Source organism: Duganella violaceipulchra (genome assembly GCF_019166075.1).
Lineage (GTDB): Bacteria > Pseudomonadota > Gammaproteobacteria > Burkholderiales > Burkholderiaceae_D > Rugamonas > Rugamonas violaceipulchra.
Genome location: NZ_JAHTGR010000013.1, coordinates 47,172 through 58,069, shown reverse-complemented (window position 1 = coordinate 58,069; position 10,898 = coordinate 47,172). Strand labels below are relative to the sequence as shown.

General features: G+C 64.8%; 9 protein-coding genes and 1 pseudogene. 4 read left to right on the top strand and 6 right to left on the bottom strand.

Annotated elements, in window-relative coordinates; genetic code table 11:
• Position 1: 1 nt before the first annotated feature.
• The gene (locus tag KVP70_RS22585; protein WP_217944545.1) at positions 2-3,208 is read right to left on the bottom strand and encodes an efflux RND transporter permease subunit; all 3,207 of its coding nucleotides are present in this window, start codon (positions 3,206-3,208) and stop codon (positions 2-4) included.
• 64 nt (positions 3,209-3,272) lie between these two features.
• A complete protein-coding gene (locus KVP70_RS22580) occupies positions 3,273-3,587 on the bottom strand; it encodes a PilZ domain-containing protein (protein WP_262311697.1) in 315 nt (104 codons plus the stop codon).
• Between the two features lie 197 nt (positions 3,588-3,784).
• On the opposite strand from KVP70_RS22580, the pseudogene KVP70_RS22575 reads away from it, so the two are divergent.
• Positions 3,785-5,014: pseudogene (locus KVP70_RS22575) on the top strand (RecQ family ATP-dependent DNA helicase); the annotation flags it as partial.
• Positions 5,015-5,084: 70 nt separating this feature from the next.
• On the opposite strand, the gene KVP70_RS22570 reads toward KVP70_RS22575, so the two are convergent.
• Entirely contained in the window at positions 5,085-6,506 is a 1,422-nt protein-coding gene (locus KVP70_RS22570) for an MFS transporter (RefSeq protein ID WP_229225028.1), read from the bottom strand.
• A gap of 78 nt (positions 6,507-6,584) precedes the next feature.
• On the opposite strand from KVP70_RS22570, the gene KVP70_RS22565 reads away from it, so the two are divergent.
• Positions 6,585-7,442, top strand: a complete 858-nt coding sequence (locus tag KVP70_RS22565; protein WP_217944542.1) for a LysR family transcriptional regulator — start codon at positions 6,585-6,587, stop codon at positions 7,440-7,442.
• Here KVP70_RS22565 and KVP70_RS22560 read toward each other — a convergent pair.
• Positions 7,439-8,353 (bottom strand): LysR family transcriptional regulator, encoded by a 915-nt coding sequence (locus tag KVP70_RS22560; RefSeq protein WP_217944540.1) that lies wholly within the window; start codon positions 8,351-8,353, stop codon positions 7,439-7,441. The two genes, KVP70_RS22565 and KVP70_RS22560, sit on opposite strands and share 4 nt — an antisense overlap.
• Positions 8,354-8,485: 132 nt before the next feature.
• On the opposite strand from KVP70_RS22560, the gene KVP70_RS22555 reads away from it, so the two are divergent.
• Entirely contained in the window at positions 8,486-9,217 is a 732-nt protein-coding gene (locus KVP70_RS22555) for an SDR family NAD(P)-dependent oxidoreductase (RefSeq protein ID WP_217944538.1), read from the top strand.
• A gap of 11 nt (positions 9,218-9,228) precedes the next feature.
• Positions 9,229-9,441, top strand: a complete 213-nt coding sequence (locus KVP70_RS22550; protein ID WP_217944537.1) for a 2-hydroxymuconate tautomerase family protein — start codon at positions 9,229-9,231, stop codon at positions 9,439-9,441.
• Positions 9,442-9,448: 7 nt separating this feature from the next.
• Here KVP70_RS22550 and KVP70_RS22545 read toward each other — a convergent pair whose 3' ends face one another.
• Entirely contained in the window at positions 9,449-10,114 is a 666-nt protein-coding gene (locus KVP70_RS22545; protein WP_217944536.1) for a Crp/Fnr family transcriptional regulator, read from the bottom strand.
• Positions 10,111-10,830, bottom strand: a complete 720-nt coding sequence (locus tag KVP70_RS22540; protein WP_217944534.1) for a helix-turn-helix domain-containing protein — start codon at positions 10,828-10,830, stop codon at positions 10,111-10,113. The genes KVP70_RS22545 and KVP70_RS22540 overlap by 4 nt, the downstream gene beginning before the upstream one ends.
• Positions 10,831-10,898: the final 68 nt, after the last annotated feature.

Genomic DNA, 10,898 nt, shown 5'->3' with positions numbered 1-10,898 from the left:
GTCAGGTATTCCCTTCTGCGACGGCAGGCGTGGACGGAAGCCGGCGCGCGGCACGGTGTTCCAGATAGCGGTGGACGCCCGCAAAGACGATAGGCACGAACAGCAAAGTGGAGACGGTGGCGAACAGCAGTCCGCCGATGACGGCGCGGCCCAGCGGCGCGTTCTGCTCCGCGCCTTCGCCCATGCCGATCGCCATCGGCACCATGCCGATGATCATGGCCAGCGCCGTCATCAGCACCGGCCGGATACGCGTGGCGCCCGCTTCCAGCGCGGCCGACAGCGGCGGCAGGCCGTCGTTGAGGCGCTGCCGCGCGAACGACACCATCAGGATCGAGTTGGCGGTGGCCACGCCCATGGTCATGATGGCGCCGGTCAGCGCCGGCACGCTGAGCGTGGTCCCGGTCAGGAACAACATCCAGGCGATGCCCGCCAGCGCCGCCGGCAGCGCGGTGACAATGATGAACGGGTCCACCCAGGACTGGAAGTTCACCACGATCAGCAGGTACACCAGCACGATCGCCATCAGCAGGCCGACGCCCAGTCCGAAGAAGGACGAGTGCATGGTCTCGACCTGGCCGCGCAGGTCGATCTTGCTGCCGCGCGGTAGTTTGGCGCCCATCTGGTCCACCAGCTTCTGGATCTCCGCCGAGGTGGCGCCCAGGTCGCGGCCTTCGACGCTGACGAAGATGTCGATCACCGGCGTCAGGTTGTAGTGCGAGACGATGGCCGGCTGCGTCGACGGCGACACCGTCACCAGGCTGCTCAACTGCTGGGTGGCGCCGGTGCCATCGCCCACCGCTCCAGACGTGCCGGCGCCGCGTACCGGCGTGCGCAGCAGCGCATCGAGGTCGTCGATGCGGTATTGCGGCGTTTGCACCGCCACGTTGTACACCACGCCGTTGCTGGGATTGAGCCAGAACGCCGGCTGCGTCACCGAGCTGCCCGACAGTGTAACCAGCAGGTTCTGCGCCACGTCGATAGGGTTCAGGCCCAGTTGTTTCATCTGGCCACGGTCCATCTTCAGGCCCAGCGTCGGCAGGTCCATGCGCTGCTGGATGTGAACATCGACTGCGCCGTGCACCTGCTTGATCTGCTTCATCAGCCGCGCGGCGAGCTGGTAATTGCTGGCCAGGTCCTTGCCGGCGATCTGGATGTCGACCGCCGCCGGCTGGCCGAAGTTGAGGATCTGCGTGACGATATCGGCCGGCTGGAAGAAGAACTCCACGCCGGGGAAGCGCTTGGGCAGCTCGCGCCGCAAACGGTCGATGTAGACCTTCGACGGACGATGATCCTCGTGCAGCGACATCAGTATCTCCGCGTCCAGCGTGCCGATGGTGCCGGCGTTGCTGTATGAGAGGTTGATGCTGCTGTACGGTGTGCCGAGGTTGTCGAGGATGGTTTGCAGCTCGTCCCTCGGGATCACCTCGCGGATGACTTTCTCCACTTCGTCGGTGACGCGCGCGGTTTCCTCGATGCGGGTGCCGGTCGGCATGCGCATGTGCAGGCGGATCTGGCCCGAATCCACGCTCGGGAAGAAGTCGCGGCCGATGGCAAACACCAGCCCGAGCGACAGCACGCAGAACAGCAGGAAGGCGCCGCCGAAGCGCTTGCGGTGCGTCAGCAGCGTGGAGAGGATGATGATGTAGCCGCCCCGGAAGCGCTCGAACGCGGCGTCGAAGCGCAGGTAGACCCGTTGCAGCAGGTTCGGCTTCGCGTCCACTGCGGACGGCGCGTGGTCCATCATCAGCATCACCATGGTCGGCACCAGCGTGCGTGAAAGGATGTAGGACGCGATCATCGCGAACACCACCGCCTCGGCCAGCGGCACGAACAGGTAGCGCGCCACGCCGGTCAGGAAGAACATCGGCACGAACACGATGCAGATGCACAGCGTGGACACCAGCGCCGGCACGGCGATCTCGCCGGCGCCCTCCATGATGGCCTGGTGCAGGTCCGAGCCCTGGTGCAGGTGGCGCTCGATGTTCTCGATGGTGACGGTGGCGTCGTCCACCAGGATGCCGACCGCCAGCGCCAGGCCGCCCAGCGTCATGATGTTGATGGTCTCGCCCAGCATGTGCAGCACCAGGATGGACGACAGGATGGACAGCGGGATCGACACGGCGATGATGCAGGTGCTGCGCCAGTTCCCGAGGAACAGCAGGATCATGGCGGCGGTCAGCGCGGCGGCGATGATGGCCTCGCGCACCACGCCGCTGATCGCGGCCTTGACGAACAGCGACTGGTCGAACAACGGCGTGATCTTCAATTCCGCCGGCAGCGACTGCATCGCCTTTGGCAACAGTCCCTTGAGCGTGTTGACGATGTCCAGCGTCGACGAGCCGCCGTTCTTTAGCACCGACAGCAGCACGCCACGTTCGCCGTTCTGGCGCACGATGTTGGTCTGCGGCGAAAAACCGTCGCGCACCCGCGCCACGTCGGACAGGTAGGTGATGCTGCCGTTCTTGCTCAGCACCGGCAGCTGGTTCAGGCCCGCGATGGTGTCGGGCGAACCGTTCATGCTGACGTTGAATTCGGTGCCGCCTATCTTGGCGGTGCCCGATGGCAGGATCAGGTTCTGGGCGTTGACGGCGGCCACCACGTCGGTCGGCGTCAGCCCCTTCGCTTGCAGCGCCTTGGTGTCCAGGTCCACCGACACCAGGCGCGATTTGCCGCCGTAAGGGTAGGGCACGGCCGCGCCGGGAATGGTGACCAGCTGCGGCCGCAGGAAGTTGACCGCGGTGTCGAACATGGCCTGCTCGGTCATCGACGGGCTGGAAAGACCCAGCTGGATCACCGGGATGCTGGAGGCGGAGTACTTGATGATCAGCGGTGGCTGCATCCCCGGCGGCAGCTGGCGCAGCTGCGCTTGCGAGATCGCCACCACCTGCGCGATCGCGGTCTGGATATTGGCTTCCGGCTGGAAGAAAATCTTGATGACCGACGAACCGGCCAGCGACTGCGATTCGATATGTTCGATGTCGTTGACCGTGGTGGTCAGGCTGCGTTCCGTCGAATTGGCGACGCGCTGGCCCATCTCCTGTGCGGACAGGCCGCCGTATTGCCAGATCACGCTGACGACGGGGATATTAATTTCCGGGAAAATGTCGGTCGCCATCTTGGTTAGCACCAGCGGCGTGGACAGCAGAATCAACAGCGCCATCACGATGAAGGTGTAAGGGCGACGCAAGGCGATTTGAACGATCCACATCGTGGGATTTTCCGCATGGTGACACAAGCGGAAAATCATAGCACGGCGGACGCGGCTGCGGATGTTAGGCTTCGGGTGCGCTGGTCAAGTATTCGAAGATCAGTTCCGCGGCCTGGTCGGGGATGGCCAGGAAGCGCGCGCCGTTGCGATAGCGGCCGTGGGTTCCGATCAGGGCGCTGTGCAGCACCGTCAGCGTGACCTTGTTTTGGATGGAACTACCGGGAAAACAGAACGTCAGCACGTAGTTGGTGTCCGTCGGCAGCGGATGGTCGCTGAGGAAGGCTACGCCCATGCGGGAAATGTCGATGATCTGTGTGACGACGTAGTGTTGACCATCCATGTCGCTGATGTGGGCGTCCACCTGTAGCAAGCGGCGCACATGTTCTCGTCTCGGGTCCATCTATTCATGTCAGCGAAAAAACATCAGTATGACAGATTTGCATGCAGGCCGGGACCTCATGCCGTGCCGGAATGCGATAGCCGTTAACGATCGACGGTGCGCTGCCGTACATACCGCCCGTAATCCGATGGCTAAGCTGCTTGCACGGCGGGGCGACCCGCTCAACGGAGAGTGAGATGGCAAGCCCGCAACCCAGCCAAACGAAGCGGATCGCCACCGTGCTGCGCAAGGTATTCGGCATGGCGGCGCTGCGCGACGGCCAGCGTCGCGTCATCGAGAGTGTGTTGGCGGGACGCGACACACTGGCCGTCATGCCGACCGGCAGCGGCAAGTCGCTGTGCTACCAGCTGCCGGCCCACCTGCTCGACGGCGCGACGCTGGTGGTGTCGCCGTTGATATCGCTGATGAAGGATCAGGCCGAGAAGCTGGAGGAGGGCGGTATCGCCAGCGCGGCACAGGTCAACAGCAGCCTGTCGCGCGGCGACGAACTGGCCGCGCTGGCTGCGATTGGTCGCGCGGAGAAGGAAGTGATTTTTTGCACGCCGGAGCGGATGGTCACGCCGGAGTTTCTGGCGCTGCTCAAACGCAGCGGCATTTCGCTGGTGGTCATCGACGAGGCGCACTGCATTTCGCAATGGGGCCATGATTTTCGTCCGGCATACCTGGAGATCGGCGCGGCGCTCGATGCACTGGGCAATCCGCAACTGCTGGCGTTGACCGCCACCGCGACCGACGAAGTGATCGCCGATATCGGCCGGCAGCTGGGCCGTCCGCGCATGGCGGTCATCAATACCGGCATCTACCGGCCGAACCTGCACTATCGCGTGCGCCAGGTGACCAATCCGGACGAGCAGTACGCGGCCGCGCTGCAACTGGTGCGCGACAGCGACGGCGTCGGCATCGTCTATGCGGCGACCGTGAAGGCGGCCGAAGAGATGCATGAGCTGCTGCGGCAGGCAGGCGAGAGTGCGACCATTTATCACGGCAAGCTGCGCGCCGGCCGGGATGGGCTGGACGCCGAATGCACGCTGGTGTACTACCACGCGGACAAGCGCCTGCAGCAGTACTTCCTGATCAAGCACTATCCATCGGCCGACGAGCTGAAGGCCGTGTACGAGGCGGCCGTGGCGCTGGGCCGGGCATCGTTTACCGAGGCGGAATTGAAGCCGCTGCTGGAGCAAACGCCCGCTGGGCAACTGAAGATCTGCCTGAAAATGCTCAAGGATGGCAAGCTGTTGAAGCGCAACCGCAAACTGGCCTATGTGCTGTCGGGCGGTTCGCCGAAGGCAGCGGATTTTCAACGGATGGCACAGCTTTACGTCGACAAGCATGAGCGCGACCGTCAAGGCCTGGACCAGATGGTGGCGTATGCGCAGAGCGGCTGTTGCCGCTGGGAGCTGCTGCTCGATTACTTCGGCGACTGTCCGCCAGACTTCGCGCGTTGCTGCCGGTGCGACAACTGCCTGTCGCCGCCGTCTATCCAGGACAGTCCGCAACGGATCGAAGCTGCGCCGCCGGCCGGGGGATGCACGTCAACGCCAGCAACGCCGCCAGCAACAACAGTGCGGCCGACACGCCCATCGCCAGCTGGATTCCGCTGAGGATGTGGCGGTTGGCTTCCGCGCCATCGGCGCCGGCCGCCAGCAGCGCGCCGAAGATCGCCACGCCGACCGCACCGCCCACCTGGCGCGCCGTGTTCAGCACCGCCGAAGCCGTGCCGGCCTGGCGCCGCTGCACGCCGGACAGGATAGCTGTGGTCATCGCCGGCACCGCCAGGCCCATGCCGGCCGGGATCAGTGCCAGCCCTGGCAGCATTGCCAGGAAGGTGGCGCCGTTCGATATGCCCCACCAGCCCAGCAGCGCGTAACCGCTGGCGCCAATGATGGCGCCCACGATCATCGGCGTGCGCAGCCCGGTGCGCGGCGCCATCCAGCCGCTGACGATGTTGGACAGGATGAAGGTGGCCGTCAGCGGCAGGAACACCAGGCCCGCGTGCAGCACGCCGAAACCGCGCACTTTTTGCAGGTAAAAGCTGAGCACAAAGATCACGCCGTAATATGAAAAATTCACCAGCACACCGAACAGCACCGCGCCGGAGAAGGGCGCGCTGCGGAACAGCGACAGGGGCAGCATGGGCGATTTGCTGCGCGCCTCGACGCCGATGAACAGCGCTCCGGCCACAACCGCCGCGGCCAGGCCGCCGCGCACCATCCAGTGCGACCAACCCAGGGATTCGAATTCGATGACGGAGCCGATCAAGCCGGTCAGCGCGACGATGGCCAGCAGCTGTCCGGCCAGGTCCAGCGAGCGATGCGGATCGCGCCCGGCCAACGCCGGCACCACGCGGCAGGTCAGCCAGAAACCCACAACGCAGATCGGGACATTGACCCAGAAGATGCTGCGCCACCCGGCTACCGACAGCAACAGGCCGCCCAGCACCGGCCCGGCCGCGATCGACATGCCGCCGGAGGCGGTCCACCATGCGATGGCTTTGGCCAGCATGGCCTTGTCATCGGCATAGGTGGCGTTGAGGATGGCCAGGGAGCTGGGCACCAGCAGCGCGGCGCCGGTGCCTTGCAGCGCGCGGGCGATATTGAGGGCGGTGGCGCTGGGCGCCATCGCGCAGGCCAGCGAGGCCGCGATGAACAGTGCGAAGCCGGTCAGGAAGGTGCGGCGCGAGCCGAACTTGTCGCCCAGCGCGCCGGCCGACAGCAGGAAGACGGCGAAGCCCAGCGTGTAGGCATCCACCACCCATTGCAGGTCCGTTACGTCCGCGCCCAGCTCGCGGCCTATCTGCGGCAGGGCGACGTTGACGATGGTGACGTCCAGCTGGACGATGATGAAGGCGAAGCTGCATGCGAGCAGGATGGCCAGGGAGGGGGCGCGGTCGGTTTTCATGACTGTACTATAGGATGGTTTGACTATTTCAAAAAATGAATAATAATGAAGTAACCTATCTCATTTTAAGAATCGACCATGGAACTCTCCGCCTTGCGCATCTTTAAAGCGGTTGCCGAGGAGGGCAGCGTCACGCTGGCCGCCTCGCGGCTGAACCGCGTCCAGTCCAACGTCTCGGCGCGGCTGACGCAGCTGGAGGAGTCGTTGGGCGTGCCGCTGTTCCATCGCTCCGGCCGCAAACTGCAAATCACCGTCGAAGGCTCGCGCCTGCTGGCCTATGCCGATCGCCTGTTGCAATTGGCGGAGGAAGCGCAGGCCGCCATGCAGCCGGACCAGAAGCCGTCCGGCCAGCTGCGCATCGGCTCGATGGAGACCACGGCGGCGGCGCGCCTGCCGCAAGTGCTGGCCGCCTTCAACCGCAAGCACCCGCATGTGGATTTGATACTGGACACCGCGCCCACCGACCAGCTGCTGGACGGCGTCCTGAAGCACCGGCTGGATGTGGCCCTGGTGGCAGGCCCGGTGCAGCACGCGGACCTTGAGCAGCTGCCGGTGTTTGAAGAGGAACTGGTGCTGATTACCTGCCACGGCCATGCTCCGGTGACGTCGCCGCAGGAGCTGGCGCGGCGCAACCTGCTGGTGTTCCGCACCGGCTGCACCTACCGCCGACGGCTCGAAGCCTGGTTTGCCGAGGGCGGCGCGGCGCCGGCGCGGGTGTCGGAATTCGGCACCTTTGAGGCGATCATCGGCTGCGTGGCCGCCGGCATGGGCGTGGCGCTGATGCCGAAAGAGCTGCTAAACCAGCGCAAGCTGGTCAAGACCATACGCCAGCACCCGCTGCCGCCGCATATCGCACAGGTCGAAACGCTGCTGGTCTGGCGCAAGGACGTGCTGCATCATCCTGCCCGCAGCGCCTTCGCGGATATGCTGGCTTAGTGGTCCTGCAGCTTGGCCACCAGGAAGTCGACAAAGGTGCGCACTCGCAGCGACAGGTGGCGAGCATGCGGATACAGCAGGATAAAGGGCCGCGACGTGCCGCCGTGTTGCGGCAGCAGTTCGACCAGGTCTCCGCGCGCCAGGTCCTGTTCGATGATGTAGCGGTAGGTCTGCACCAGTCCCGCGCCGGCGCGCGCCAGCGTGACGATGCCCAGCACGTCCTCCGAACAGCATAAGCCTCCGCTGGTCGGCATGTCGATCGCCACACCGTCCTGCATGAACTGCCACGGAATGCGCTTGCCGGTGCTGGGCAGCTCGAACTGTATGCATTCATGCTGGTGCAGGTCCTCCAGCTTGCGCGGCTTGCCGTGGCGTTTCAGGTAGGCGGGCGAGGCGACCAGCACCAGCTCCGCGTCCTCCAGTTTGCGGGCGATGAGGCTGGAGTCGGCCGGCGCGCGGCCGCGTATCGCCAGGTCGTAGCCCTCGTCGGCGAAGTCGATATTGCGGTTGCTGACGTGGATATCCACCGTCACATCCGGGTACTTCCGGCGGAACTCCCCCATTAAAGGCAGCAGCCGGTAATGCGCATACGGCGTCGGTGCGCTGATGCGCAGCGCGCCGGCCGGTTTGGCCTGGCCGCCCGTGACCTGGCGCTCGGCGTCAGTCAGCAGCGACAGCGCCTGCCGGCATTGTTCGAAATAGTGACGGCCGCCGTCCGTCAGGCGGATCTGGCGCGTGGTGCGCACGAACAGGCGCACGCCCAGCCGTTCCTCCAGCCTGGCGATGGAGCGGCTGACCGCGGCCGGCGTCACGCTGGCCGCGGTGGCCGCCGCGGTAAAGCTGCCCAGTTCCGCCGCAAAGCAGAACAGCTCTATGCTGCCCAGCAGGACGTCGTCGAAATTGCGCTTCATATTGGCCTCATTGATTACATGGTGTATCAATTATCTTGCATTGAACCTCATTTATCAACGCCGAAGTCATAAGTATAGTGATCTGCATGGCGTCGTTGAACGCCGCAACCAGAAACCCAAAGGAGCATCACCATGAAAACAGTTATCGTCACCGGCGCATCGAGCGGCATCGGCTTCGCCATCGCCGAGGCTTACCTGAAACGCGGCTACAACGTGGTCGGCAACGCCCGGACGCTGGACCGCCTGCAGACCGCCGCCGCGCAGTGGGGCAATCCATCCAACTTCCTGCCGGTGGCGGGCGACATCGCCGATCCTGCCACGGCCAGGGAGCTGTTCGCACGCGCCATTGCGGCCTTTGGCAAGGTTGATGTCCTGATCAACAACGCCGGCATTTTCATCGCCAAGCCAGTCGGCGACTATACGCAAGAAGAAGTGCAGACCATCGTCAACACCAATCTGATGGGCTTTTTCTACCCATCGCAGGCGGCCGCGCGGCACATGAGCGCCAACCGCTCCGGCCATATCGTCACCATCACCGCCAGCCTGGCGCTTCAGCCGACCGCCAAGGTGCCGGCGCTGCTGCCGATCCTGATCAAGGGCGGCTTGAATAACGCCACGCGCGGCCTGGCGCTGGAGCTGGCCGCTTCCAATGTCAAGGTCAACGCGGTCGCTCCCGGCATTATCGATACGCCGATGCACGGCAAGGACGAAGGCACGCGTACGTTCCTGAAGGCGTTGTCGCCGAGCGGCGAAATGGGCGGCGTGAAGGATGTGGTGGAAGCGGTGCTGTATCTGACCGAATCCGGTTTCACCAGCGGCGTCGTGCTGCCTGTCGACGGCGGCGCCACCGCCGGCACCTGGTAAGGAGCCGCGCCATGCCATACGTGAACATCCGCGTGACCAAAGAAGGCGTCACGGCAGCCCAGAAACTGGAGCTGATCGAAGGCGTCACCGACCTGCTGACCCGTGTGCTGGACAAGGACCCGGCAACCACCTTCGTCATCATCGACGAGGTGGAGACCGACAATTGGGGCTTGAATCGCGAAAGCATCACCACCCGCAGGCGCCGAGCAAAATCAGCAGTGTGACGCCGCGTCAGGCGGCTTGGGGGGCGATGGCCAACGGCGCCCCGGCCGCCAAGCGCTCCAGCGCGGGGCGGGATTGCACCACAAAACCGCGCTGGCCCAGCGATATCCAGCCGTTGCGCTTGAGGGAACTGAGCGTGCGGCTGACGGTGGCCGGGGTCAGGCCCAGGTAGTCGCTGATGTCCTGGCGCGACATCGGCAGCGGTGCATGGGTTTCCAGCATCGGCGCTTGCGGCGCCGGCCCGGCGCGCTGCAGCAGGAACATCACGATGCGCTGGCAGGCGCCGGCGCTGCGCAGGATGGCGGCGGCCAGCTGCTGGCGGTCGATCTCGCGGCTCAGCATCGCGCTGAACAAGTCGCAGCTGTACGGCTCCTCGTCCATCAACTCGGCCAGATGGCGGTACTGCACCACATCCACCTGGCAGTCCGTCAAGGCGTGGGCGGACGCGTGCCGATATTGTTCGCCTATCGTGTCGACGCCCAGCCAGTCGCCGGGACGCGTGAAGTCGATGATGCGCTGCACGCCGTCGTCGCAGGGCTGGTAGATCTTCAAGTGGCCGCTGCGGACAAAATACAGTTCGCCGTCGGCTTCGGCGCCCATCTGGAACAGGTGCTCGCCACGTGCCAGTTGTATCTGGCTGCCAAGCTGGCACTGGGCCAGTTCCAGCGCCGTCATGACGCCACCATTGCCGATTCCGGCGCGCTGCCGATCGCCATGCGGTGCAGCGCCGACAGGTCCAGCAGCTTGATGTCCCTGCGCCGCAACTCGAACAGTGCGCGCTGGCGGAACAGCAGCAGCAGGCGGCTGACGCACTCGGCCGTCACGCCGAGGTAGCTGGCGATATCGCAGCGCGACATCGGCAGCCGGAACTGCTCGGCCACGTGGCCGAATTCGACGCGGCGTTGCGACAGCGACAGCAGCAGGTCGGCCATGCGTTGCTCGGCCTGGGTATTGCGCAGCATGAGGGCGGCGCGCTGTTCGCGGCGGATCTCACGGCTGAGCAGGGCGTGCAGGCTGGCCCGCATCACCGGGCGCCGCCGCCCTTCGAAGGCGTGCCGGTTCCAGTTGATGCTACACACCTCGCTGTCCTCCAGCGCGATGACGGTGTTGGCGTGCCGCTCGCGGTCCAGTGCATCGAGGCCGAGGAAATCCGGCGCCAGCGCGAAGCCGATAATCTGCGCTGGTTGTTGCGACGCGGCGCGCAATACCTTGAAGCTGCCGGAGCGGATGTTGAAAATGTGATCGCTGACCGCATCGCCGGCCTGGTACAGGGTGTCGTGGCGGGCGATGCGTATGCGCTGGCTGGCGTCCCGATTGCCGGCGGCGGCGCCAACGCACGTCATGCGATGCTCGCACTCGGCGCAATTATTGCGTTCGATGGAGATATTCATGATTTTATACTCTTATTTTCTGGACGATTAGATCATGGTAGTGAGCTGGAACTGCAATTTCTTTGATC

What these genes read in the sequence shown, in the direction of transcription:
- KVP70_RS22565 (WP_217944542.1), top strand. Translation starts at nt 6,585, where the DNA reads ATGGAACTCTCCGCCTTGCGCATCTTTAAAGCGGTTGCCGAGGAGGGC.
- KVP70_RS22560 (WP_217944540.1), bottom strand. Translation starts at nt 8,353, where the DNA reads ATGAAGCGCAATTTCGACGACGTCCTGCTGGGCAGCATAGAGCTGTTC.
- KVP70_RS22570 (WP_229225028.1), bottom strand. Translation starts at nt 6,506, where the DNA reads ATGAAAACCGACCGCGCCCCCTCCCTGGCCATCCTGCTCGCATGCAGC.
- KVP70_RS22545 (WP_217944536.1), bottom strand. Translation starts at nt 10,114, where the DNA reads ATGACGGCGCTGGAACTGGCCCAGTGCCAGCTTGGCAGCCAGATACAA.
- KVP70_RS22540 (WP_217944534.1), bottom strand. Translation starts at nt 10,830, where the DNA reads ATGAATATCTCCATCGAACGCAATAATTGCGCCGAGTGCGAGCATCGC.
- KVP70_RS22585 (WP_217944545.1), bottom strand. Translation starts at nt 3,208, where the DNA reads ATGTGGATCGTTCAAATCGCCTTGCGTCGCCCTTACACCTTCATCGTG.
- KVP70_RS22555 (WP_217944538.1), top strand. Translation starts at nt 8,486, where the DNA reads ATGAAAACAGTTATCGTCACCGGCGCATCGAGCGGCATCGGCTTCGCC.
- KVP70_RS22550 (WP_217944537.1), top strand. Translation starts at nt 9,229, where the DNA reads ATGCCATACGTGAACATCCGCGTGACCAAAGAAGGCGTCACGGCAGCC.